23 protein-coding genes and 2 pseudogenes are annotated in these 26058 nt (G+C 39.4%); 17 read left to right on the top strand and 8 right to left on the bottom strand.

Going from position 1 to position 26058, the window contains the following annotated elements:
• From WDC_RS05875 to guaA, 7 genes and pseudogenes are all read left to right on the top strand, one after another.
• Positions 1–339, top strand: a 339-nt coding sequence (locus tag WDC_RS05875) for an alpha-L-rhamnosidase-related protein (protein WP_450088859.1), incomplete at its 5' end; no start/stop codon positions are given.
• 12 nt (positions 340–351) lie between these two features.
• Positions 352–1608 carry an MFS transporter gene (locus tag WDC_RS05870; protein WP_044010939.1) on the top strand — a complete coding sequence of 419 codons (1257 nt, stop codon included), beginning with the start codon at positions 352–354 and terminating at the stop codon, positions 1606–1608.
• Between the two features lie 76 nt (positions 1609–1684).
• A complete protein-coding gene (locus WDC_RS05865) occupies positions 1685–3643 on the top strand; it encodes an alpha-L-rhamnosidase-related protein (protein ID WP_082040941.1) in 1959 nt (652 codons plus the stop codon).
• 432 nt (positions 3644–4075) lie between these two features.
• Positions 4076–4475, top strand: a pseudogene (locus WDC_RS05860) (cytidine deaminase).
• A gap of 441 nt (positions 4476–4916) precedes the next feature.
• Positions 4917–7019 carry an LTA synthase family protein gene (locus tag WDC_RS05855; RefSeq protein WP_044010938.1) on the top strand — a complete coding sequence of 701 codons (2103 nt, stop codon included), beginning with the start codon at positions 4917–4919 and terminating at the stop codon, positions 7017–7019.
• A gap of 430 nt (positions 7020–7449) precedes the next feature.
• Positions 7450–8370, top strand: a complete 921-nt coding sequence (coaA, locus tag WDC_RS05850) for a type I pantothenate kinase (protein ID WP_044010937.1) — start codon at positions 7450–7452, stop codon at positions 8368–8370.
• Between the two features lie 89 nt (positions 8371–8459).
• The gene (gene guaA, locus WDC_RS05845; protein WP_044010936.1) at positions 8460–10016 is read left to right on the top strand and encodes a glutamine-hydrolyzing GMP synthase; all 1557 of its coding nucleotides are present in this window, start codon (positions 8460–8462) and stop codon (positions 10014–10016) included.
• Positions 10017–10125: 109 nt separating this feature from the next.
• On the opposite strand, the gene WDC_RS05840 is transcribed toward guaA, so the two are convergent.
• Positions 10126–11004 carry a LysR family transcriptional regulator gene (locus WDC_RS05840; protein ID WP_044010935.1) on the bottom strand — a complete coding sequence of 293 codons (879 nt, stop codon included), beginning with the start codon at positions 11002–11004 and terminating at the stop codon, positions 10126–10128.
• A 126-nt stretch (positions 11005–11130) separates the two neighbouring features.
• Here WDC_RS05840 and WDC_RS05835 point away from each other — a divergent pair, with 126 nt between their 5' ends.
• Entirely contained in the window at positions 11131–12498 is a 1368-nt protein-coding gene (locus tag WDC_RS05835) for an MFS transporter (RefSeq protein ID WP_225349625.1), read from the top strand.
• Between the two features lie 158 nt (positions 12499–12656).
• On the opposite strand, the gene WDC_RS05830 is transcribed toward WDC_RS05835, so the two are convergent.
• Positions 12657–13163, bottom strand: a complete 507-nt coding sequence (locus WDC_RS05830) for a MarR family winged helix-turn-helix transcriptional regulator (RefSeq protein ID WP_044010934.1) — start codon at positions 13161–13163, stop codon at positions 12657–12659.
• A gap of 143 nt (positions 13164–13306) precedes the next feature.
• On the opposite strand from WDC_RS05830, the gene WDC_RS05825 reads away from it, so the two are divergent.
• The 4 genes from WDC_RS05825 to WDC_RS05810 all read left to right on the top strand — a co-directional run bounded on the left by WDC_RS05825 (position 13307) and on the right by WDC_RS05810 (position 16575).
• Complete coding sequence (locus WDC_RS05825) at positions 13307–14248, top strand: daunorubicin resistance protein DrrA family ABC transporter ATP-binding protein (RefSeq protein WP_044010933.1); 942 nt, start codon at positions 13307–13309, stop codon at positions 14246–14248.
• Between the two features lie 13 nt (positions 14249–14261).
• Positions 14262–15038 (top strand): ABC transporter permease, encoded by a 777-nt coding sequence (locus WDC_RS05820; RefSeq protein ID WP_044010932.1) that lies wholly within the window; start codon positions 14262–14264, stop codon positions 15036–15038.
• A 186-nt stretch (positions 15039–15224) separates the two neighbouring features.
• Complete coding sequence (locus WDC_RS05815; protein ID WP_044010931.1) at positions 15225–15743, top strand: zinc ribbon domain-containing protein; 519 nt, start codon at positions 15225–15227, stop codon at positions 15741–15743.
• On the top strand, positions 15736–16575 hold the full coding sequence (locus WDC_RS05810) for a DUF6287 domain-containing protein (RefSeq protein WP_044010930.1): 840 nt from the start codon (positions 15736–15738) through the stop codon (positions 16573–16575). Before WDC_RS05815 ends, WDC_RS05810 begins: the two co-directional genes overlap by 8 nt.
• A 282-nt stretch (positions 16576–16857) precedes the next feature.
• On the opposite strand, the gene WDC_RS05805 is transcribed toward WDC_RS05810, so the two are convergent.
• The gene (locus tag WDC_RS05805; protein ID WP_225349624.1) at positions 16858–17589 is read right to left on the bottom strand and encodes a DUF554 domain-containing protein; all 732 of its coding nucleotides are present in this window, start codon (positions 17587–17589) and stop codon (positions 16858–16860) included.
• Positions 17590–17717: 128 nt separating this feature from the next.
• Between WDC_RS05805 and WDC_RS05800 the strand changes: the two genes are divergently transcribed.
• Entirely contained in the window at positions 17718–18521 is an 804-nt protein-coding gene (locus WDC_RS05800; RefSeq protein ID WP_044010929.1) for a fumarylacetoacetate hydrolase family protein, read from the top strand.
• Positions 18522–18588: 67 nt separating this feature from the next.
• Here WDC_RS05800 and WDC_RS05795 read toward each other — a convergent pair whose 3' ends face one another.
• Positions 18589–19257: a DUF421 domain-containing protein gene (locus WDC_RS05795; RefSeq protein ID WP_044010928.1), complete on the bottom strand. Its 669-nt coding sequence runs from the start codon at positions 19255–19257 to the stop codon at positions 18589–18591.
• A gap of 175 nt (positions 19258–19432) precedes the next feature.
• A pseudogene (locus tag WDC_RS05790) lies at positions 19433–20610 on the bottom strand (class I SAM-dependent methyltransferase).
• A gap of 200 nt (positions 20611–20810) precedes the next feature.
• Between WDC_RS05790 and WDC_RS05785 the strand changes: the two are divergent.
• From WDC_RS05785 to WDC_RS05775, 3 genes are all read left to right on the top strand, one after another.
• Positions 20811–21818, top strand: a complete 1008-nt coding sequence (locus tag WDC_RS05785; RefSeq protein WP_044010943.1) for an aldo/keto reductase — start codon at positions 20811–20813, stop codon at positions 21816–21818.
• Positions 21819–22167: 349 nt separating this feature from the next.
• Complete coding sequence (locus tag WDC_RS05780) at positions 22168–22560, top strand: fluoride efflux transporter FluC (RefSeq protein ID WP_044010927.1); 393 nt, start codon at positions 22168–22170, stop codon at positions 22558–22560.
• Positions 22560–22916 carry a fluoride efflux transporter FluC gene (locus tag WDC_RS05775; RefSeq protein ID WP_044010926.1) on the top strand — a complete coding sequence of 119 codons (357 nt, stop codon included), beginning with the start codon at positions 22560–22562 and terminating at the stop codon, positions 22914–22916. Before WDC_RS05780 ends, WDC_RS05775 begins: the two co-directional genes overlap by 1 nt.
• Before the next feature lie 88 nt (positions 22917–23004).
• Here the strand turns inward: WDC_RS05775 and WDC_RS09410 are convergent, their stop codons facing one another.
• Genes WDC_RS09410 through WDC_RS05755 form a run of 3 tightly spaced genes read right to left on the bottom strand, consistent with a single transcriptional unit; the run spans position 23005 to position 24750 of the window.
• Positions 23005–24060, bottom strand: a complete 1056-nt coding sequence (locus tag WDC_RS09410; RefSeq protein ID WP_052497812.1) for a DUF6933 domain-containing protein — start codon at positions 24058–24060, stop codon at positions 23005–23007.
• A gap of 5 nt (positions 24061–24065) precedes the next feature.
• A complete protein-coding gene (locus tag WDC_RS05760; RefSeq protein ID WP_044010925.1) occupies positions 24066–24494 on the bottom strand; it encodes a type II toxin-antitoxin system death-on-curing family toxin in 429 nt (142 codons plus the stop codon).
• 4 nt (positions 24495–24498) lie between these two features.
• Positions 24499–24750 (bottom strand): AbrB/MazE/SpoVT family DNA-binding domain-containing protein, encoded by a 252-nt coding sequence (locus WDC_RS05755; RefSeq protein ID WP_044010924.1) that lies wholly within the window; start codon positions 24748–24750, stop codon positions 24499–24501.
• A gap of 179 nt (positions 24751–24929) precedes the next feature.
• Between WDC_RS05755 and WDC_RS05750 the strand changes: the two genes are divergently transcribed.
• On the top strand, positions 24930–25970 hold the full coding sequence (locus tag WDC_RS05750) for a zinc-dependent alcohol dehydrogenase family protein (RefSeq protein ID WP_044010923.1): 1041 nt from the start codon (positions 24930–24932) through the stop codon (positions 25968–25970).
• Positions 25971–26058: the final 88 nt, after the last annotated feature.

Here is a 26058-nt window from a genome sequence, read left to right as displayed (position 1 = left end):
CAGGTTTGGATGGTGTTGGCCCATGTCATGGACGATCAGACGAACCAACAAATTATGACTACAACTGTTAACAAACTATTTCCAGTTAAGGGAATTGCAACACCATATATGTATCATCACATCACCGAAGCCTTATTTGAGGCTGGCTTGAAGGATGACGCAGTGCACTTGATGAAAGACTACTGGGGCAAGATGATTCGATTGGGTGCGGATACGTACTGGGAAGCTTTTGATCCTGATCAACCGGACTATTCGCCATATGGTAGCCCAATTCTAAATAGTTACTGTCATGCATGGAGTTGTACGCCAGTTTATTTAATTCAAAAGTACCTCGTTTAGGAGGAAAACGGAATGGCTAATTCAAACACAAAATTGAGCAGAAATAACATTTTGCTAATTATCGTGGCGGGAATTGCTTCTTACTTGGATGCTGCGTTGCTTGTCAGTTTGGGTGTGGCGCTACCAATTTGGACGACGGCTCTCAATCTCAATAGTTGGCTGGTCGGCCTGATTAGTACAACGTTGACTGTAGCCGTTGCCATTGGTTCATTCACCGGTGGTTGGCTATCTGACCGGTTTGGGCGCGTTACGGTTTTCAATATTGATATCTTTTTTGTAGCTGTAGGTTCATTTGTAGTTGCATTTTCTGACAATATCATTATTTTAATGATTGGGGTTGTGATTGCAGGGCTGGCGTCAGGAGCTGATTTGCCAACTTCGCTAGCCGTGATTTCCGAACGAGTATCCAAAAACCTTTACGGTCGCGCTATTTCATCCACGCAAATCTTTTGGACGGCTGGAATCATTTTGTCACAATTTATTGGTTTTTTGACAGCAAAGACTGGGACGGCAAGCCCTAAAGTGCTCTTTGGTTGGATTGGATTAGTTGCATTCTTGAATTGGTGTATTCGGATGTTTTCAAAGCAATTTCGCCAAATTGAAAATAGTCAGGTTGTGACACAAGAAGACAGTGATGACAATCGTGGCGCTAAGATTAAGCTTCGTGACTTGTTGAAAAACAAGAATTATTTAACACCACTAATACTATTAACGACTTTCTATTTGTTCTGGAATTTACCGGCAAATACGTGGGGCTCATTTGTTAATTATTTTCTGGTCACTGTTGACGGTCGCAGTCAGATGTTTTCGACGGCAGTTGCGTTGACAGCAAACATTTTATGCTTGTTAGTCAACTTAATCTATTTGAAAATCTCGGATTCACAATATCGTTATAAATCGATGTATGTCGGTATTGCAGTAGCATTCATTTCATTTTCTATGGCTGGTGTTTTCAGTAATTTCTGGGAAGTATTTACGGTTGCATACATTTTTTATTCTTGCAGCACTGTCTTGTGTGGCGAGCCATTGTACAAGATTTGGAGTCAGTCATTTTATCCTGTTAATGCGCGGGCCACGATGACCGGATTTTCATACGGATTGGTACGAGTTGTGACTGCCGCATTTTCCCTCATTACACCGACACTAATGGGCTATTCACCTAAATTATTGTTATGGATTTTGGTGGGCTGTACTGTGATTTTCGGTGGTTGCGCAATTGCAATTGTTAATTTGATTAATAAGTTAAAGATTGCAGATCCAACTACCTAGTTGTAATCAATAGGATAAATAAGCCAGGCGGAGGTCTGGCTTATTTATCATTATGAATTTAATGGAGGTAAACAAGATGGCAAATAAAACTAGTTGGCTGTGGTATCCTGGTGACTTTGAAATTCATCAAGGGATGCTACAAAATTTCAAAAGAGAGGAGCGAGGTATGGGCTGGCCGGCCTACTGGTATATTGATGACTGTAATCGCAATGTTAATTTTAAGCGCAAATACAATTTGACTAGTAGTACTAGCTTTACCGTATATGCTAAAGGAACTGGTTACGTCGATATTAATGGTACAAAAAACAAGCTCAATCAGCCGCTGACGTGTGAGGCTGGCGACAACACGATTCAAGTATTTGTTGGGAGTACAACAGGATTACCGACGATTTTTATCGAAGGCGACGTGGTTAAGTCTGATGATGGTTGGATTGCCAGCAATTTTGTTGACGAATTACCAGCCGGCAGCGATCCGCTATTCCATGACAAACAACAAGATCCTAACGTGATCGAATATCAGCAAAAAGAGATTCATTATGTGTCCAGTAAAGCGGTTAATGGCGGAATGTTGTTTGATTTTGGCCGAGCAGTCAATGGCACGCTCAATTTGAAGTTAACAGATGTTCATAGTGTGACATTGTGCTACGGTGAATCGGAAACTGAGGCATTAGATGTCGAGATGTGCTATTACAAGCAAGAAAATGTAACCGCAGCCACCGACATTCGTAAACGCGCTTTTCGATTTATCTTTATTCCTGCTGTTGCTAAAAATAGCGTTGAAGTAACTGCAATTCATGAGTATATCCCGAAGCAAAATAAAGCCGAATTCACGTCAGATAATGCAGTGATCAATAAAGTTTGGAATGTTTCCGCCGAGACACTGAACTTATGTAGTGACCTCTTCTTTATTGATGGGATCAAGCGCGACCGGTGGATCTGGGCTGGAGATGCTTACCAGGCCAATTTCATGAATGAATATTCCTTTTTTGACGAGGATATCGACAAACGGACGTTGCTAGCTTTACGGGGCCAAAATGATATTAAGCAACATATTGATACGATTGTTGACTATTCCATGTTATGGGTGATTGGTATTTTAAACCATTATGAAATGTCGAAAGATAAGGCGTTTCTGGAAATTATTTATCCAAAGATGAAGAGTATGGTTGAATATTTTGTAGCTCAAACTAACGACAAAGGCTTTATCTATGGTCGCGAAAATGACTGGATCTTTGTTGACTGGTCAGAGATCGATAAAGAAGGAACGGTTGCTGCAGAACAGATTTTGTTGTTACAAGTTTATCAGACAATTCTTGCCTGTGGCAAAGTGCTTGGCGAAGATGTGACTGAGTACAATACTAAGTATGACCAACTATATCAAAATGTGATGAAGTACTTCTGGGATGAAGAAAAAGGCGCATTCATTGATAGTTATGAGTCAGGTAAACGTCATGTCACTCGACATGCTAATATTTTTGCCATTCTATTTGATATGGTTGATGAAGATAAGAAGCAGTCGATTTTAACTAATGTCTTGTTAAATGATCAGATTACGCAAATTACAACGCCATATTTCAAGTTCTTTGAACAAGATGCTCTTTGCAAAATGGGACAACAGCACCGCGTTTATCAAGTTTTGCTGGATTACTGGGGCGGGATGCTTGATAAGGGTGCAGTAACGTTCTGGGAAGAATTTGATCCGACTAAATCGGGTAAAGATATGTATGAAATGTATGGTGATCCATATGGTAAGAGTCTCTGCCACGCCTGGGGTGCGAGTCCATTATACCTATTGGGCCGTTACTTTGTGGGTCTAAAGCCAACTAAACCTGGGTATGAAACATTTGAAGTCGAGCCGAAATTAGATGAATTTGATACGTTACACAGTGTCATGCCTGTTAAAAATGGTTCCGTTATTATCGACAAGAAAGGTAAAACTTTAAACATCGTGGCAAGCAGAAATGGAGGTACCGTTAAGTATGGTGGTCACAGCTATCCACTGAATGCTGGGGAGCCAGTTACTATTAACAACTAGAGAGTGTGCTCATCTGCGTTAATAAATCGTAATGTAACGTAAAAATGCATACCATGGTCGTATTTTGACCATGGTATTGGCATTTTTGGGTTACATGTAGACTTATGCAGCTGAGCACACGTTTCAAAATAGAAAGTGAGCAATAATTGAAATTGAAAACAGATTGTGTCGTATTTTGACCATGACACTGTCATTTTTGGGTTACATGTAGACTTATACGGCTGAGCACACGTTTTTGCAATTAAAAACCACTGTGATGGTCAGTGCCATATTACTCTTTTTATTGAAAACTGAACGAGCTGCAAGTGGATAGCCACTTGACTATTTGGCCAGGTAGGTATTACATCATAAGGTAGAAACAAAGATGGAAGCTCGTAACTCATTGGTAGCTAATTGTAGCAATTACAGACAGAGAGAAAGTTGGTAATACGAATGAAAGAACAAAGTGAGTTATTCAAAGTAGCAACAGGAATGCTGACTAAGGCGTATGTTCCGTATTCTAAGTTCCAGGTTGGTGCTGCGGTATTAACAGAAGATGGGCAAATTTATGGTGGTTGTAATATTGAAAATGCATCGTATGGGTTATGGGTTAGCAAATTGTGGAGAACGAACGGCTATTTTTAAAGCTGTTTCAGAGGGCCATCGAAAATTAAAGTCTATTTGTATTACTGGCAATACTGAGAATCCGATTCAACCTTGTGGTGCGTGTCGGCAGGTAATGTCAGAATTTTTTGCACCAGACGCAAAGGTTTATCTAACAAACCAGTCCGGGGCAAGGCAGGAAACAACGGTTGCAGAATTGTTGCCGGGCGCATTTACTGATCTAAACTAGAGTGTAAATTGCCACGTTTAAATACCGTAGGATAAACCAAGAACCGCAATTGATAAATTCGAACTTTGAATTTATTGATTGCGGTTCTTGGTTTATCCCTAGGGATTTGTGGCAATTTACATGTTTCAAAATAGAAAGTAAGCAACCTAATTGTGTTCAAAGTGCAATTTTAACGGCATAGTTCAATGGGTCACTTTGTATCTTTGTAAATTTTGTATTAGTAATCAAAAAATATTTTTATTTGTCCCAATTTGCGGGTAAAAACTAAGTTCGTATCCCAGTTAAGGGCAAAGTAGGTTATACTTGTTTTGAATCAAGTGAGTTAAATTTTAAAATATGATGAAATTCTAAACATTTGAGAAATATTACGAGATTAATTTGTGATCTGTCGTCAATACGGTATGATTGACCATGGCGATATTTTTAAATGGAGGAAAGACTATGAAAACTGTGTTGCAGAAGGTAAGAAGCGGTCTAAATACACGACTGGGCTTTTTCCTACTCACGGTTGTTTTATTTGCAATTAAATCGTACTGGGCATATCAAACTAAATTTACATTAGGAGCAACTGGTAGCATTCAGCAATTCCTATTAGCGTTTAACCCGTTTCCCGCGGGCATCTTACTGATTGGAATTGCTCTGTATTTTCGGGGCCGACTATCGTATTGGTTAATGCTTTTTATTAATGCATTGATGTCAACGTGGTTGTTTGCTAACATTTTGTATTATCGTGAATTTTCAGATTTCCTGAGTTTTAGTATTATGAAGGGTTCCGGTTCGGTTTCCAATAACTTAGGCAAAAGTCTGATGGGCATTTTACGTGGTTCTGACTTTTTTGTTTATACAGATGTGGTTGTGTTAATTTTACTGTTGGCGTTTCATGTGATTCGTATTGATCCACGCTACTTTAGATTGCGGTTTGCTGGCGTTATTTCAGTCATTGCCGTAGTTTTATTTGGTTTTAACCTTGGCATGGCGGAAGCAAACCGTTCTGGTTTATTAACACGTACGTTTGATAGTAACTACATTGTGAAGTATCTGGGCCTAGAGGCGTATACTGTTTACGACGGTGTAAAAACGACACAAAATAATGCTATTAAAGCCAAAGCTAGCAATTCAGATATTAAACCGGTGCTTAAGTTTTTAAAAAAGAATCACGCTGATTCAAATATTCAATATAAGGGTGTTGCCAAAGGGAAAAATGTGTTCATTATTCATTTGGAAAGCCTGCAACAGTTTATGATTGATTATAAGTGGGACGGGCAAGAAGTTACGCCAAACATAAACAAGATTTATCATTCTAGTGACACAATTTCCTTTGATAACTTCTTTAACCAGGTTGGCCAAGGTAAAACTGCCGATGCTGAGTTGATGCTTGAAAATTCATTGTTTGGTTTATCTGAAGGATCGGCAATGGTTACAGATGGAACCACGAACACGTTCCAAGCGGCGCCAGCCATTTTGGATCAGAAAGGTTATACCACTGCTTCATTCCATGGGGATGTTCCTAGTTTCTGGAATCGGGATAACGCGTATAAGTCTTTTGGTTATGAATACTTCTTTAGCAAGTCATTTTTCCCAAAGGTCAAAAATTATGATGCTGGGTACGGAATCAAAGATAAACTATTTATGGAAGATTCAGCGAACTACATCCAACAATTACCGCAACCATTTTACGCTAAGTTAATTACGGTGACGAACCACTATCCATATATTTTGGATAAAGATAATAAATCGATTAAGGCCTGGAATACAGGCGATAATACTGTAGATCCTTACGTTCAAACCGCTCATTATTTGGACCAATCGATTGGAGAGTTCTACAAATACTTGGATAAGACCGGATTGCGTGATAATAGTATGATTGTGCTATATGGTGATCACTATGGCATTTCGGATAATCACAAGCCCGCAATTGCTAAGATTTTAGGCAAGAAGAAAGTTACAAATTATGATCTAGCAATGTTCCAAAAGGTACCATTTATGATTCAAATGAAGGGTCTCAAGGGCGGTATTAATCACACGTACGGTGGTGAAATTGATGTCTTACCAACCATCGAAAACTTGCTTGGGATTGATTCAAGTAAATATATTCAGTTTGGCCAAGACTTATTATCGAAGGCCAGAAACCAGATTGTTTCGTTTAGAGATGGTGACTTTGTTTCGCCAACTTACACGAAGTACGGTGGTAAGGTGTACAACACAAAGACTGGTAAAGAAGTTAAAAAACAAACAACGACACAAAAAAGTGCCATTGCCAAGATTCAAAAGTACGTAACAACTGAACTGAACCTTTCTGACAAAGTTATTAACGGCGACTTATTACGTTTCTACACGCCAAAGGGATTCAAAAAGGTTGATAAGTCAGATTTCACGTACAATTTGACGAAGAGTTTGGAAAATCTGAAGAAGGCGCAAAAGAAGAATCCAACTAGTGTAATGGCCAAAAATAACGGTCAATCAACACTGAGTGAATATTCAACGGATGCACCAGAGTTGAAGAATATTAATACAAGCGATTTGGTATTCCCAACAGCAAAATAAATATAGAGTGCAAATAATCGCGCTCAGAAGTCGTAGTGTAAAGCGAAAGAAGGCATTGATCCCGAACTATGGGATTGATGCCTTCTTTCGCTTTACACCTAGACTTTTGCGATTGTTTGCACGTTTCAGCAATAAAGCAAGAAAGTGATCCGAACTATGGGATTGATGTGGCTGTTTACGTTACACCTAGACTTTTGCGATTATTTGCACGTTTCAGCAATAAAGCAAGAAAGTGATCCAAACTATGGGATTGATGTGGCTGTTTACGTTACACCTAGACTTTTGCGATTATTTGCACGTTTCAGCAATAAGAATACAAGGTGCTCAATTACAGATTACTAATTAAGATCAGAAAATCAAGCTTTAAACACCGCCAACTATGGTAGAATAAACGAGAAAATTAATCGTAAGGACATACGGAAAATCAATCATGGAAGATAGAGTGAATTATTATCAGTTTGATCGGGAACAATGGCACAGCTTTTATCCTGACGGTCATGTGCAACTTAACGAAGATAATCTCAATCAGATTCGTGGATTGAATGATCGCGTTTCGTTGGATGATGTCGATGTCGTTTATTTACCGTTGGTGCAGCTAATCAAATTGCGGTATGCACAATACTTGCAATGGCAACAACAAAAGACCAACTTTCTACAAATGAAAGAGCCACGGATTCCGTTCATTATTGGAATTGCTGGACCGGTGGCCGTTGGCAAAAGTACGACGGCACGGTTATTGTCATTTTTATTGGACCAGTTGATGCCAGAAGAACGAGTTGAAATGATTACCACTGACGGCTTTTTATTTTCCAATGCTGAATTGAAGCGCCGTCATTTATTAGAACGAAAGGGATTTCCAGAATCTTATGATATGAAGAAACTGCTAACCTTCCTCAACGATGTTAAGCGTGGCGAGTCGGTAATTAAGTCCCCCGTATACTCACACGCCACATATGATGTTGTTCCAGATCGGATGCAGCGAATTGACCGACCAGATATTTTAATTGTGGAAGGTATCAATACACTGCAATTACCCACCAATGAACGGCTATATGTTAGTGACTTCTTTGATTTTTCAATATACGTTGATGCACAGCCGGAGCTAATTGAACATTGGTTTTTGGAACGGTTTGGCTTGCTGCTGGATTCAGCTTTCCGCGATCCAACCAACTATTATTATCCTTATGCAATTGGTGACCGAGATGAGGCATTTGATATGGCACGCCGCATTTGGCAAGAAATTGACTTGAAGAATTTGGAAGAATTCATTTTACCAACACGTAATCGTGCAGATTTAATCCTGCATAAGACAAAGCATCATCTTATTAACAAAATTTATTTACGTAAATAACTAATTAAAGAGTTCTCATAGGCATTGACCGGGTGCATTTAAACCCGTAAAATAGGGCCATTAAGAAAGTTTAGAAAGGGTGGCATGCATTGGCAAACACTAACTTGGATTCGTTTGATAAAATCATCGTGCTCGACTACGGTAGTCAGTACAACCAGCTGATTACACGACGAATTCGTGACTTTGGCGTTTATTCAGAACTCCTGTCACATAAAATTACTGCAGCTGAAATCAAAAAAATCAACCCTAAGGGAATTATTTTTTCTGGTGGTCCGGACAGCGTCTACGCAGATGGGGCTTTTTCAGTTGACCCAGAAATTTTTAATTTGGGCATTCCAATTTTGGGAATTTGCTATGGTATGCAGTTGATGGCTTATAAATTGCCAGGTGGTGTGGTTGAAAATGCCCACAACTCTGAATATGGTCATGCTGACATTGAAATTACTGATGATTCAGCGGTGATGTTCAAAGATTTGCCAACCAAACAATATGTCTGGATGAGTCATGGTGACTTAGTGCGCCAAGTTCCAGATGGCTTTAAAACTGTGGCTACTAGCCCTAATTGCCCGATTACTTCGATGGCAGATGATGAGCGCAAGTTTTACGGAATTCAGTTTCATGCTGAAGTGCAAAACACTGAATATGGTTCCGATATTCTAAAACACTTTGCGTTTGATGTTTGTGATGCAGAAGCTAACTGGTCAATGGATGACTTTATTGAAATGCAGATTGAGCATATTCGTGAAGTTGTTGGTGACAAGAAGGTATTGCTCGGTTTATCCGGTGGTGTCGATTCAAGTGTCGTTGGAGTATTACTCCATAAAGCAATCGGAACACAATTAACTAGTATCTTTGTTGACCATGGGTTACTGCGTAAAAATGAAGCTGAACAAGTAATGGCCAGCTTGTCTGGTAAATTTGGTCTAAACATTATTCAAGTTAACGCGCAGAAACGGTTCTTGGATAAGCTAACAGGTGTTAGTGAACCTGAGCAGAAACGTAAAATCATTGGTAATGAGTTTATTCAAGTATTTAATGACGAAGCCCAAAAGCTAGAAGGCATTGATTTTCTTGCGCAGGGGACACTGTACACAGATGTGATTGAAAGCGGGACGGATACAGCTCAAACGATTAAATCACACCATAATGTCGGTGGATTGCCTGAAGACATGCATTTTCAATTGATCGAACCACTCCGAACTTTGTTTAAGGATGAAGCGCGTGAGTTAGGCGAAAAACTGGGGATGCCACATGACCTAGTTTGGCGCCAACCATTCCCAGGTCCTGGTTTAGGGATTCGGGTCATCGGTGAGATTACGCCCGAAAAACTAACCATTGTGCGTGACAGCGATGCGATTTTGCGTGAAGAGATCAAAAAAGCTGGTCTAGATGAAACAATCTGGCAATACTTTACAGTGTTACCAGGAATTCGGAGTGTTGGTGTAATGGGCGATGGTCGCACGTATGATTATACGGTCGGAATTCGTGCTGTTACCTCTATTGATGGAATGACAGCTGACTTTGCTCGAATCCCTTGGGGTGTGCTCCAGGACATCTCCGTGCGGATTGTAAATGAGGTTGATCACGTTAACCGTATAGTGTACGATGTCACGAGTAAGCCACCTTCGACAATTGAGTGGGAATAATTTCAATATTAAACATTAAATTGAAATGTTGATTTAGCGGTATATATATTGATATGTAATAAAGGTCATTAAACTTCCTTTTAGTTTAATGGCCTTTTTTGATTAGAAGTTAGGTTAATTGATCAAAAAGTTTAGCGGTTTGTTTAATCAGTGAGTTATTTGATTGGCGATCACCCTTTAGATAGGCTGCATAAATAGCTAAATGGGCTTGCGGATCAGAGATTGGAATTAACTTACGTTTTTGATCTTTAGTTTCACGCATCTTATCAATAAATGTATTGATATTAGTTTTAAAAATTGGAAAGTTTGAATAACGTGTCAACTCAACTAAGGAGGTTTGGTATGATTGATATAAGAAATGAGCACGTGGAGCGTTGTGTTCAATGATCGTTTTCCATACGCCAATATTGCCGGAAACAATAAACTCATGACCATTTAATTCATCAAACCGGACCGAATCATGTTGATAAAGGGCGTTGAAATCAGTAATTTTTATTGCTAACTTTTCTGTACCAACATAGTAGGATTCGATTTGATCAGTTTGAATCTCTGTAGTTGTGAAAATTAAACTGTATTTATGCTGCAATAATTCATCTTGCCAGTTATTATCTGTGAGTAGTTGCTGATCAATTGTCAATTGGGTTGCCGATAGCGATTTAGAAAAGTGTTTAATTAGTACAAGTGGGCCCATTACAGTTGCGCCAACTTTAAGCTGGTTATGTTTTCTATCAAAATTTTGAACGGCATCGGCAAAATCAAAATGTTGCTTCAATAGTCGTTCAGCTGTTTGTGCAGCATAAATCCCTGATTCGGTCAGGGTTATTTTTTGTGGCTGGCGTTCAAAGAGCTTAACTTTTAGTAATAGTTCAAGTTTTTGTAAGCCACGGCTGATAGTTGGTTGAGTAACGTTTAATTGTTCAGCCACGGCGCCAATCGTTCCGGTATGGGCAAATGCAACGAGATATTCAAGTAAGTAATTATCAACCATAATTCTTCCTCCTTCCATAGGTTACGTTATACGTAACCTACCATAGACAATCGGTAATTTTCAAGTCAATTGGAGTCCGTTACACTAATTGTATCGAAAAAGATATGATTGAGAGGATGAATAAATTTGAATGAACAAAAGAACGACAGAATTGATATTGATAATACGAGGAAGTTTGGTATTATACTACCGATTGTTTTAATTAGTTATTTCTTGATTCTATTGAACAACTCACTGGTTTTCACGAGTACGGTTCAGATTAGTCGTGACATGCACATGAACAGTATTATGATTGCGTGGGTAAGTAACGCTTATGCACTAACTTTTGGTGGTTTTCTGTCATTTGGCGCCCGTTTAGGTGATGTTTTGAATCGCCGAACGATACTATTGGCTGGGCTATGGATCTTTAGTATCGCATCATTACTGGTTGGTCTGGCTAGTAGTCAGACAATGTTAATTGCGATGCGGGCGTTACAGGGAATTGGTGGTGCTTTGTTAGCACCAGCAACGCTTGCCTTATTAATGGATTACTATTCTGGTCCAATGCTGACAAGAGCAATTTCGTATTATGGTGCAACGGCTGGGATTGGCACAAGCCTTGGTTTAATAGTTGGTGGCATTATTGCCAGTTATTCAACTTGGCGGGCCGGCTTTTATCTCGACATGGTCATGGGCGTTATTTTGATTATTTTAACTTGGCGTAACGTCCATCCTCAACAGAAGACTAAAGTAAAAACAACAATGGATTGGTGGGGAACAATTACCTCGATTATTGGTTTTAGTAGCTTAATTTATAGCATTAATGGGACGCTTTATCGGAATGTTGCCATCGGCATCACAGTAGTTGCATTAGTTGGCTTTGTCTTGATTGAACGCCGAGTCAAGAATCCTTTGATGCCGTTGGTTATTTTTAAAGATAATCAGCGAGCTAGTGCCCTGGTTTCACGTTTCTTTATGTTAGGAACAAGTATGTCATACTTTTTCTTAATGCCGCAAGCTTTGCAAAAAGTGTTTGGTATCACGCCACTTGTGGCTGCAGTTGCATTCTTACCGCTGACGGTGGTTCAATTTGGTGTTTCCCTATTTGTTGCTCGGCTGACGTTCAAGTTCTCAAATACAGTTGTTCTAATTACTGGTGCAATTATTGATACGTTTGGCCTGCTTTTAGGTGCAGTAATTGGAATTGGTCAAGGCTATTTGTTAGGGGTTGCGGTACCAATGATTTTCATCGGAATTGGTCAGGGATTGATTATGAGCCCACTAACAATTGCTGGGGTTGCCAATACCACTACGGATATCGCTGGTGCAGCCTCTGGGGTGGTTAATACTGTCCATCAGATTGGTGGAGCGGTGGGCTTATCAATCATCTCTGTGTTAGTTGCCAATATTGCCTCACCAGCTACAATGATTGATCATGCTCAGATGGGAATGTTCGTTTTGGCAGTAATTATGTTAGTTGCTGGATTGAATATTTTACGTAGCCCTCATGAATAATAAAGGAAAAGAACAATATGACGCCATCATTAGACGTTATATCGTTCTTTTTTTGCCAAATTTTCTCATGTAATTTTCTTGAAGATGGATGTAAATTGGAAAATGAGTTAAACATTCAAACTTAATTTGATAAGTATTAGAGACCCTTTGGCTCAAGCCTATTTTTTAAACTGCTTCAAATATCGACTAGCAAATAGCTTATGAAACTTAACTCCCAAAGTGGGATTAGCTGCGTCAATATCCTCATACATAGCTGTCGTGATTTTATTAAGTAGGGATGACAGCTGATCCATTTCAGTATCCGAGAGTGCCTTTAAGAACGGTGGCACTTCCTGTGCAGCAGACTCAATTTCTTGTCTGCCCTCGTTTGTTAAATTCACTAGGTTAACACGTTTATCCTTCGGCGATTTTGTCAAAGTAACCAAGTTTCGTTTGACCAGTTTATAGACAAATTCACTAGTAGATTGGGGTGAAATTCCCAACCGCGTTGCGAGTTCTCGCTGTGATTGATGATCTTCATCGGATAGTGCCAGTAAAATCTTACCCTGACCTTCAACTGTCAAGCGAGGTTTAGCATGTTTGACAATATCATCATAAATTTTGCTGAGTTGTTCGTATTCAGCTAGTTTTCCCGCGGCCAATTCGGCCTTAATTTCGTTTGCCATTATTAATCATCCCGTTCATTTCGTTGTTTGCTTAAGTATACAACATTCCAAAATCTTGAGCGAATAGCGACTTGACAATATAATCAGGTGCCCTTATTATATATTTAGTCAGGCTACCTGATTAAATAAAGGAGATTGAGAACATGAGTGACGATACTGTAATTAAAGTAATGAATATTAAAAAACAATTTAGAAACAAAGTAGCAGTGAACGATGTTTCATTTGATATCAAGAAAGGTGAAATATTTGGTTTACTGGGTCCAAATGGCGCTGGCAAAACGACTATTTTACGGATGATGACGACTTTATTGCGTCAAGATGCAGGCAAAGTTTCGTTGAATGGTTTTGATACGCTGACGCAGAGTCGGTTAGCTCGGCAACAGTTTAGCATTACTGGGCAAACTGCAGCGATTGATCAAGATTTGACGGCGCGTGAAAATTTAATGATTTTTGGTAAGCTAAACGGTCTAAATCGCACCGCAGCGCTCAGCCGAGCAACGGAACTATTAACAGATTTTGACTTAACTAATTCTGCTGACCAGACGTTAGCAACGTTTTCCGGTGGAATGCGTCGCCGATTGGACCTAGCGATTAGTTTGATTGGTAAACCCACAATTCTTTTTTTAGATGAACCAACTACCGGGTTAGATCCACGAACACGGATGCAAATGTGGCATGCCATTCAAAAGCTGGTTGCCGGGGGTTCGACGGTTTTATTAACCACCCAATATTTGGAAGAAGCAGATCATTTAGCTGATCGCATTGCCCTCATTGACCATGGGAAAATGGTTGCCATGGGAACACCGAGCGAACTAAAGAAGCAAGTGGGTGGCATGCAACTTCGAATTGAAGTGGCAGATTCACAGCAGTTTGACCAGGCTCAGACAATTGCTCAGGCTACTTTGAGGCTTCCTGTTAATGTAAATGACCGGATCCTGACTGTGTTACTTGATCCGACAAGCATGTCACAGGTGCCTCACGTTTTGCAGCAGCTCCAATCATCGAAGATTCCTATCAGTAATTTTGCTATTGAAACGCCACCGTTGGATGACGTTTTCTTGAAGATGACGGCTGGCAAAAATTAAGGAGAGACAAATTATGAAATTAACGACAACAAAAAATAGTACTGTGAGCAACGTGCTTACTATGACACACCGCAACCTACTCAAAACCATGCATAATCCGGATAATCTTAGTGATGTTGTGATTGAACCAGTGATTTTTACACTGTTATTCGGATATCTATTTGGCGGTGTAATTGCCGGTAGTGTTCAAGCATACTTACCGATGCTAGTGTCTGGAATTTTAGTTCAGAGTATTTTAAATGCAGCTTCAGGTTCAGGACAACAATTGCGCGAAGATATTAATGCCGGTGTCTTTGACCGATTCAAAACCTTACCGATTTCACCCATTGCGCCGTTAGCAGGCCAATTAGTTGGCGATATCTTCCGACTGTTGCTTTCAGGAGTAGTAGCTTTAATCACAGCCTTTTTGATGGGTTGGCGTCCGTCAGCAGATTTGCCAATGCTTGTCGTAGCTCTGTTATTAGCCATCTTTATTGGCTGGTCTACTTCGTGGATTTTTGCCTTAGTTGGATTAATGGTTAAGAATGCCGAATTAATTGGCAGTTTGTCTATGATTATTATCTTGGTGATGACTTTTCTATCTAATGCTTTTATTCCAGTCAAGACATTACCAGGAGTGATACAGGCCATTGTTAAGGTTAATCCAGTCAGCTTAACCATTACTGCAATCAGAACAATTCTGAGGACTGGTAGCTGGGGAAGTAATGCCACGATGGTATTTATTAGTGGATTAATTATTATTCTCATATTTATGCCGTTGACTGTGTTGGTGTATCAACGGCGTGGCTGAATATACGAATCATATTTTTCAGTTTGATAAACACTTTTTCCTCTATCAGTTTGATGAATGTAATTGATCAGTGAGTAGTTTGAACAACATCTGACAATAAAATATAGCTTTTTTTAGTTATTTCAGTATAATAAAATTATTCGGGGATTTAATTAGAAATTATTTATATTTATTGGAGGAGTAACTATGGAAATTAAATATTGTCCTAATTGTGGGGCTAAAGTTGAAGGCAATGCACCTTTCTGTGCTAATTGCGGTGCAAAACTTTCAGGCAAAATGGATTTTACAAAAGGAAAAGAATCGATTCAAAAGATTAAGGATGCATCGATCGAAAAAGCAGATAATCTTGCTGAAATCGCTAGTAAAAAAACGGGCAAGAAAATTAAACCGGTTTGGTTATTTGGTTCAATTGGGGCAGCTATTGTTGTAATTATCGTAGCGATTTTTCTACTGATGCCAAAACATTTAGATGGTGATTATGTAGTAAAAGCATCATTTTTAGGAATTGAGTTTACTGATACCTATACTTTCAAAGATGATCACTATACTGAAAATGACCAATATAGTAAAAAGAAGGGCACTTACAAAATCAAGGATGACAAAATTACCTTTACAAGTAATAAAGGTAAAAAGGAAACTGGTACTCTTGCTGACAATAAAAAATCTTTTACATTAGATGGAGCAAAGTTTAAAAAAGATGAATAATAAAAAAGTAATTACACTCGCGTTAGCCGTTTTGCTGGCATTTACTTTAACTGCGTGTGGTAAACAAACCAAGAAAAGTGATTCTTCTAAAGCAACGACAACAAGTCAATCGGTAAAAAAAGCCAGTGCCAAAAAGAGTAGCACAAAAAAAGATAAAACGATGAATTTAACTCAAATAAAAAAGGGCAATTACAGCAGTCTAGCTGGCGACTGGACTGAAATTAGAAGTGGTGGAAGAGGGCAATACACTGATGGTGGGGACGCACAACTTTCCATTTCAGCAAATAAAATTTCTGATGGCCAGATCAGCATGCAAGGACAGACCCTAACGGACAATGTTGGCAGTCACGATTTAAGTTTTCAAACAAAAAACAATGTGTTAACTACTTTACTAAAAGATTCTGCTTCTGTGGCAACTAACTGGTCAGTATCGTTCTACCCTAAAGGAACAACGGATAATTCAAAAAAGCAAGTGGGCGCTGTTCCGAACGACCAAAATGTTATTATTATTTGGACCAGCAATAATTCATATTACGAAGTATTTGCGCAAGATTCAACGAGTCAAGCTACTACGGCAACTAAGTCTAGTTCGGTCACTAAAAAGAGCTTGAATCTCAATCAAATTGCTCAAAATGATTTTTCGAGTCTAGTTGGTACGTGGAAAAATGAAACGGATGGCACGACGATTGTAGTAACGGACAAAATGATGAATAAACCAGCCGAAAGTCCTGTTGCTTCTTCCAAAGGTGTCGTAGTTAAAGTGAGTGGACAAGCTGATGGAGACTACCCGAACGTCATTACAACCGGTTCGATTACAAATGGATACATCTAGGGTGGGTTTGGCTCATTTGATCCGGATTCCGTTGGTTCCGGATTTGAACCGTTGGTCATTATTCCTAAGAATGTAAAGTTATTTGATGCTGACAATTCAGATTCTACGCGTGACCGCATGATTATGGGTGGTGGTGAATCTGGCGTTAAGGATCAGGCCTACTACAGGGAATAAGGTATTTAGATCCTGATTTATAAATATGAGTGAATTAAAAATAAACCTTCAAATTGCAGCTTTTTTTGAAGGTTTATTTTTGTAAAAATTTAGGCACACTTATATTACTCAAATGTATGCCACATACAGTACCACCACAGCCAATGCCGGCAACATATTAGCTACCCGAATTTTCATATTGAATAGTAAATTGATACCGATACAAAAAATCATCATCGAGCCAACTAGCGAAATGCCGTTAGTCATGGCAGTTGATAAGAACTGATTGATGACTACTGCTAGCAACGTGATAGCCATTTGGAACATAAAAACAGGCAGCGCACTGAAAACTGCTCCCAGTCCAAACGCAGCTGCATAGATGGCCACAACTACTGCATCGAGCAACGCCTTAGTAAAAAGCATGGTTGGATCATGTTGTAGTGCATCTTGCAGCGGGCCGATGACAGCCATGGCACCGACACAAACTGTTAATGAAGCACTAACAAAGCCATCCACAAATTTAGAATCACTCGCTGAGCCAACATGGCGGCGTAACCAGTTACCAAATTTAACAAACTGGTTATCGATATCAATTAATTCACCAATTAAGGTTCCAAGTGCTAGTGAAACAGTTGCCATGATGGTGCCAGTTGTACTAATTTTACTACCATGAATAACCAGAATTTGCGCCAGCGCACCAGCTAGACCAATAAAGATGACAGCAACACCGATGTCTTGCATGATAGCTGTTTTCAGTTTTTCATTGAGTAAACGTTGAAATATGTATCCAATAATTCCTCCGACAATAATTGCGCCGGTGTTCACGAAGGTTCCAGTTCCGACTATGTAAATAAGACTCACTCCTTTCAACTAATAGCGACAATTATACTATACCGCAAGGGATTGAATAGAAGTAGATTGAAAATTGAACGTTGGACAACTAAAATAAAGTCAGTTTAAGATATAAATATGTTAAAGAAGGTGCTTTTTTGAAAATTGCAAGGTTAGCTAATCAGCCATTTTTAATTGAGGATAGTCAGCACGGTAGAACGATCCAAAACTTCAAAACGGTTGAATCAGCGGCAGTACAAAGAAAAGATGATTTAGTCTTAGGTGACTTAGTTGAGTTTGATTTCAGTCAATTACAAGCACCAGTTCAGGCCCCAGTGCAAATTCTGGCGGTGGGGATGAATTATGTGGACCATTCCAAAGAAATTCAGCTGGACTTGCCCAAGACACCAAGTACATTTACGAAATTTGCTAGTTCGTTAGCTAATCCTACGACCGAAGTCAAACGCCACGGTCCACGGACGGATTGGGAAACGGAATTAGTGTTAGTAATTGGCAAGGCTGGCAGAGATATCAGTGAACAAGATGCACCAGCATATTTAGCAGGTTACATGGTGGGCGAGGATATTTCTGATCGCGATGTCCAATTTGCCAATCAACCCGCTCAATTTTCACTGGGAAAATCATTTGAACATTATGCGCCAACTGGTCCGTGGTTAACCACACCAGACGAAGTTACTGATTTGGGCAAGTTGACCATTACGACAAAAGTTAATGGTGCAGCAGTACAGCATGCGCCACTTTCACAAATGGTTTTCAACCCGGCCGCTTTGATTAGTTACTTTTCGTCGATTGTGGAATTACGACCAGGGGACTTAATTTTTACTGGCACGCCAAGCGGTACAGGGGTCGGTCATGATCCAGAAGTGTACCTTAAAAAAGACGACTTGTTGACCGGTGAAATTAGTGAATTGGGTCAGCTAACTATGAAGATTGTTAATTAATATGGCACTGAAAAAGGCTTGATTTTGCGTTTTTAGCACGCAAAATCAAGCCTTTTTACTAACAAATTTAGCCGTCGATCCGATAGACCTTTTCAATTACATCTGACTTGGTCACAACATAAAATCCGTTTTCTTCAGACCATTCAACATAGACGAGTTCGTCAAGTTTATTAAAACCCTGTTGCTGCAAGTTATCTATTAACCACGATTTGGTTAAATTGTGTGTTTTTAACACCTCATACTGAATTTGACCTTGGTCAACCAGCATGATTGAGAGGACTTTATCTTCCTCGGAGTGTGAGATCAAACTAATTTGGCCGGCATTTTCTAGGATAATGTGCTTTGCATTTGAAAGCGAAAAACATTGATGTTGGCGGGACATCTCGCGTAGTTGTTCCATTTCAATTTGATTGCGGTTTAGTTCCTTGATATTAATAACGCCATTACGTACTAATACTGAAGGCTCGCCCTTTAACCAGCGATTGATTTTCTCGTTTTTTTGCACAATTTTTTCAATAAAAAAGATCATGCAAGCCCAGATGGCGATACCAAATAATAGGTGGCCAATATTTATTTTATCATCATAGAGTGATTCCTCTAATATTCCGCCAAGAACCAATGTATAGATGAGATCAAAGGGTGTAATTTCAGACAGCGATTTTTTTCCTAGTAGCCGGACCACAAATAATAGCCCAATTAATCCGACAACTAATTTAAGAGCAATCAGTTCAAACATTGACACGACCTCCTGAAGGATAAATTTACCAGTGAAAAATTATAGATATCATAACTATAGTATATGGTAAAGCACCATGTTCAAGCAAATATAAGGTGATCTAAAGGCTGCAATTGATGGTATTTACAATGAAAAAGGTATTGGCAATTCCTACCAATACCTTGCAATAAAGTGGTTATTTTTCTGAATACATATAACCACGTGTCAGCGGCAATCCCGCACCACTGGGAGCTTTAGTCAATAGAAACTGCATTACATCAATGTTGCCAGCTTCAAATGATGCCGCAGCTGCCTGCAGGTATAAATCCCACATTCGCAGAAACGCTCATCAAACATCTCCCGTACCTGATCGCGAACTGCATTAAAGTTGTGGTCCCAGATTTCAAGCGTCTTTTGATAATGGCGCCGCAATGGTTCCAAATCGTCCAACTGCAGGTTAGCTTCAATCATGTAGTCGAGATTTTTAGACACGCTGGGGATATAGCCACCAGGGAAAATGTACTTCGTTAGCCACGGATCGACCCCGGCACCGATATGTTGACCGGTAATCCCATGAATTAACGCACGGGCACCGGGTTTAAGCAGTTCATTGACCTTTTCAAAGTATCCAGGTAAATTATCTTTGCCGACGTGTTCAAACATGCCCACACTGGTGATGTAATCGTATTGACCTGTAGTTTCACGATAATCTTCAAGGCGGACATCAACTAAATCTGCCAGTCCTCGTTTTTGAATTTGATTCTTCGTGTAGTTATATTGCTCTTCACTCAGAGTCACACCGGTAGCATGGAGACCATATTCTTCAGCGGCGACGTACAAGAGTGTGCCCCAGCCAGAACCAATATCCAGCAAAGTCTTACCACGTTCAGGCATCAACTTATTTAAAATATGATGAACCTTATTCAACTGTGCCTGTTCCAAAGTGTCATTGTCATTTTTAAAGTAGGCACATGAATAAGTTAGTGTTGGATCGAGCCATAATTTGTAAAAATCATTACCAATGTCATAGTGACTTTGGATATCCTGTTTATTTTCTTTTTCTGAATGTCCCTGTTTCGGAATAAATTTCAAAAAGCTCTTATCATGCATAAAGCTGGTTGTTTGACGGTAGGCGGAAGCCACGACCTGCTGAATCGATCCTTTGATGTCAATGTCACCGTCCATGTAGGCTTCACCAAGAGTCAGGGTGGCATGCTTAGCAATTTGTGCCATTGAGAGTTCTTTATTGATGTCAATCTCAGCTTGTGGTGTACCATCACCATAAGTTTCAGATTGTCCATCCCAATATTTAACCGTCACAGGAAAATCGAACGCATGACTTAATAATTTCTTATAAACCGTTTTTTCAAACACAATCTCTCACTCCATTTCAAAATTGGTACGCTACTATTTTAAGCTTTTCGATTTATTCCTGTAAGAGTAAATTAGTATCAGTAATTCAAAATCTTCAATTTTTGATGCATTGTTTGACTTGAAGCACACATTAAGGAGTAGACTTTACAGGGAGTTATTAAAAGTTAGGAGACTTCAAAATGGCGGAAACAAATAAAACAATGCAGTATGCAAAATTAGGACACACAGACATCAACGTTTCTAAAATATGTATTGGAGCGATGAGCTTTGGTGAACCAGGGTCGATGCATGATTGGTCACTTAATTATGACGATAGCGAAAAGGTCATTAAACATGCACTGAATCTGGGTATCAATTTCTTTGATACGGCAAACGTTTATTCTAAGGGAACCAGTGAAGAATACTTAGGACGAGCTTTAAAAGAAAACAATGTAGCTCGGGATCAGGTAGTGCTGGCCTCCAAAGTCTATTTCAATCCTGGGCGCCTTTCCAGTGAAGCAATTCATCGTGAAATTGAAGGGTCGTTGAAACGATTGGGGACAGATTATTTGGACCTCTACATTATTCATCGATTTGATTTTGATACGCCAATTGAAGAAACGATGGAAGCCTTGAATGATTTGGTTAAATCCGGCAAAGTACGAGCAATTGGTGCTTCTGCCATGTACGGCTATCAATTTAACAACATGCAACAGGTTGCTAAAGACAACGGCTGGGCACAATTCCAAACGATGGAGAACCACTATAACTTACTATATCGTGAGGATGAAAGAGAGTTAATTCCAATTTGTCAGCAGATGGGAGTTTCTCTTATGCCGTACAGTCCCTTAGCGGCTGGGCACCTGAGTCATCGCAAATGGCAAGTGAACACATTGCGGAGTCAAACGGATCGAGTGGCGATGGGTAAATATGATCGGACAGAAACCGAGGATTTACGAGTTGTCGACCGTGTGGATGAATTGACAAAAAAATACAACGTTTCAATGACTCAAATCGCACTAGCTTGGCAATGGGCTAAAGGCGTGACGGCACCGATTGTCGGTTCGACTAAAGCCAATCATCTGGATGAAGCTGTTGCGGCATTGTCAGTGAAACTGACGAACGAAGACGTGAACTATTTGGAAGAATTATATGTGCCGCATGAGGTTGTGGGAGCAATTGACCATAATCCTGATGAAGGTACTGTGCTGATTGATGAGAAAAAATAGAAATAACGCGGCATTTCCACATGTTAGCAACATCGTTTGTACAGCACGTTTGCGATAGAACGATTAGAAGAAATGTACAAAATTAATCACAAAAACTATGTTTCTCTGATAGCATTGAGAGAGAAAATCAATACTGAAGTTCGTTTAGTAAAGGTGGTATGAAGTAGCAGGTATCCAAATATATGACATTGACGAATCTTGTCATAACATTTATCCTTAATTTACAATCACATTGTAAATTCAGCGATGACGTTCGCTGACAAATTATTATCTTACGATAATTGATGACGTCTACCAGTGCAGTTTTACATTGGTAGGCGTTTTTTATATTTCAGAATAGGGGATGAGAATGATCAAAAAATATTTAGCTGTGTTTGTTTTCGGGTGCTTAGGTGGTGCTGTCAGATTAGGAATAACGCATTTGCCACTATTTGGTAATCAATTTCCAGTTGGTACGATTATTGTCAACTTGTTGGGGTGTCTATTGTTTCCACTAGTTGTTTACCTAATTGCATTTACTCTGCCGTTGTCCAGTTCCATCATTACCGGATTGAGTGCGGGATTTGTGGCTAGTTTAACGACATTTTCTAGCCTTAATTTAGATGGATTAAAGCTGTTTCTCAGTCAACAATATTTGCTACTTGCCATTTATCTAACTCTCAACATCGTTGGCGGATTAATCATGGCACTCATTGGTCTAAAAATTAGCCGTATCCTAGTCCATCAGCAGGAGGCGTTCTAATGACCTCTTTTTATATCTCAGTTGCGGCAGGCTTTGGCGCTGTTGTCCGGTTAGCTATTATGGATTTGGCACGCACTAGTAATGTGTTGAAACGAATTGCTTTCCCGCTGTCAACATTTTTTATCAATATTGTTGGGACATTGTTGATCGCAATTGCAGTTCGCCACTTAGGCACATCAAATACTGAACAAATCATCGCGGCGGGCTTTTTGGGAGGCTTTACGACATTTTCGACGTTAACTAATGAAATGATTCAATTGTGGCGTGGTCACCGGTATTGGACATGTGTGATCTATGTTGTGATTACCTACGCCTCTAGTAGTGCAGCGATTTATTGCGGCTATATTTATCTTTAATCTTGAAATGAATTAGTTGATACCAAAAATGGATCAAATAAATTTGAAAATAACTTCAAATAAATGTGATCCATTTGAATAAACTACTTTAGAAAAAGCCAGTCATGTTGTTAATGACCTGTAAAAATTCAACTCCCAGCTGAGTGCCATCTTTGATGATTTCTTTGCCGCTCTTAGCATCTTTTGTACTGATTTCTCCAACCGTTTCCATAAACGTGAGAAATTTTTTAATAGAAGCGGCGTTCGATTTTAACTCGGCTCCTGAGTATGCACCTTTGCGGGGCAACCAGTCTGAGAGGTAGTCTGTCAATTCATCCACCATTTTTAGTGGAGTTTTAATGGTGTAATATAACAAATATTCACTAATAAAAAATCTAACATTTTCCACATGTTTATTGACCACTTTTTTGCTTAAGCCCTCTGAGAGAGTTAAATAATTTTTAAATTCGGTAAGTAATAATTGGTTGTTAGCCTGGACCTCATTAAATATTTTTTCAAAAAGATCACCATTTCCCTCTAGTAGGGATTGATCGTCCTCATATTGGTCCCATTGGTGATAGTCAGCCCACGTCCTGTTAATTACATAATTATTTTGGGTTGCTTCAACACTGCTGCTGGAAATGAGTGAAAGATTATTTTTAAAGGCAGCTTGGACGGACTCTGCAACAGTGTGGTAGCCAAGTTGTTTAAATGGAGCCTGCACAAATGCGTTCATTATATCTAGCTGTAAAATCGTTCGTGTATCTATTGGCCAAAACTCAGAATACACCGTAATTATATTTGTCATTATGCCTGTTACTTGTCGATTAAAACCAGCATTAATTTCAATCTTATTCGCTAACTCAAAATATTTATCAATATCAGATTTGTTGATATCAGCAATTAAAAAGGATTGACGAATTCCGTCTAAAATATATTGATCTAGGTTGCCTTTGTTTTTGGCATTGATATCATATAAGACAACTGCTGCAAATGTTAAATCATTTACTATCAGTACCACCTTTTTATGATTAACCGAATAGTAGTTTGCGTGCCAAGAGAAAAACGGATTAGCAATTCCTAATTTCTTTGCCTCAGCAGCATTTTGCACATGCGCTAGTTTGCTGAAAATTGGTAGAGCCTTTTTTGTTGGATTAATAATCATTTAAACTACTCCTTTGAATCATTCTTCAGCTTAGAAATATGGGCGTTTAACCACTGCGTAATTTCATGGTAGTCCAATCGATTGTCATCAGTTTGGGCAATTGAAAGAGTATAATCAGCTAATTGTTGCTGACTAACGTTCAGCGTAAAACCATTTTTTCTTAAAAATAGTAACAATGCAATGACAGCTGTCCGTTTGTTTCCGTCAGCAAAAACATGCTTTTTGATAATTTTCACGAACAGACTCGTACCTTTAGCAGCAATGGACGGATAAAGTTCTTGATCGAAAGCTTGTTGTTTAGGAAGGGTAATCAGTGCATTGAGCGCATTTGCATCTTTAATTGTTGCGATTTGATCAGGGACACCATTTAATTCAATAACTTGGTGATTAATAGCGATAACAATATCTGCTGAAAGATAAAATGAGTTCTTCAATGGATTACCTTTCTTTCAGAATATTCATTGTCTCATGATATTCTGCAATCAGATCATTAATATCCTGAACATCATTAGTTGTGACAGGAGGTTGTACGTTGGTTTCTAACTTGATGTCATGTCCTTGGGTTGAGATACCAATAATATCGCCTTTGTTCAGGTTTAATTCTTTGGATATCTCTGTGGGGATTGTAATCGTTAGGCTATTCCCAGTTTTTCCAATTTTACGAAATGTCTGTTTTTTAGATCTATCCATTAGAATTATCCTTTCTGTAATTACGTAAGTATTATTCAATGGAATACTAACACATGTATTATGAAGATTCAATCAATAACAGGGCTTTCTAAAAAGTACTTGCCTTAAAGTATGCTTCATGGTTTATGATGGGTGACGGATAGTATTTAATAAATAAAATTTATTTTGGAGGTAATGTTATGAAAGCAACAGCTTTTATTGAACCTGGTAAAGTAGAAATTCAAAACATCGATAAGCCTAAGATTGAGCAATCAACGGACGCTATCATTCGGATCGTTCGTGCTTGTGTTTGTGGCTCTGATCTGTGGTTTTATCGTGGCATTCAAAAAATGCCCAAAAATTCACGTGTGGGTCATGAGGCAATCGGATTTGTTGAAGCAGTTGGAAGCGATGTAACAAACGTCAAAACTGGCGATTTTGTGATTGTTCCATTTACTCATGGCTGCGGCCACTGCGCTGCGTGCTTAGCTGGTTTTGACGGCGACTGCATGAACGTGCCAGAAAATATTAACAATGGCTATCAAGCTGAATATTTACGGTATGTCAATGCTGACTTGGCACTGGTAAAAATTCCGGGCGACCCTAAGTCGTATTCGGACGACCAACTTAACTCACTATTAACTTTAGCTGATGTCATGGCCACTGGGTATCATGCCGCTGCTACTGCTGAAGTTAAAGAAGGCGACACTGTTGTTGTCATGGGTGACGGCGCGGTTGGACTATGCGGTGTAATTGCAGCTAAGTTGCGCGGTGCCAAACGAATCATCGCGATGAGTCGGCATGAAGACCGGCAAAAACTGGCGAAGGAATTTGGAGCAACTGATATTGTCGCTGAGCGTGGCGATGACGCGGTTAAGCGAGTCATGGAATTAACTGACGGTGGTGCTGACGCTGTGCTCGAATGTGTTGGTAACGAACAATCAGTTGATACAGCTGTTAAGGTTGGTCGTCCCGGAGCTGTCATTGGTCGGGTTGGAATTCCACAAACACCTGAGATGAACACCAACAATCTATTCTGGCGTAACACTGGCTTGCGTGGTGGAATTGCTGCCGTCACGACTCACGACCAAGCAACGTTACTAGATGCTGTTTTGAGTGGCAAGATTAATCCTGGTAAGGTATTTACGAAGAGCTTTGACCTTGATCACATTCAGGATGCTTATGAAGCAATGGATCAACGGACTGCTATTAAGTCATTGTTGAAGGTTAGTGAAATTTAGAAGCAACAAAAAAGTGAATCTCGATGTTGCAGACTTTTAGATCCTGCAGCATTGAGATTCACTTTTTTTATTACTATATATGTGGATT

The organism is Paucilactobacillus wasatchensis, from assembly GCF_000876205.1.
Lineage (GTDB): Bacteria > Bacillota > Bacilli > Lactobacillales > Lactobacillaceae > Paucilactobacillus > Paucilactobacillus wasatchensis.
The sequence above is the reverse complement of the archived record's forward strand: the minus strand, read 5'-3'. Positions and strand labels throughout refer to the sequence as shown.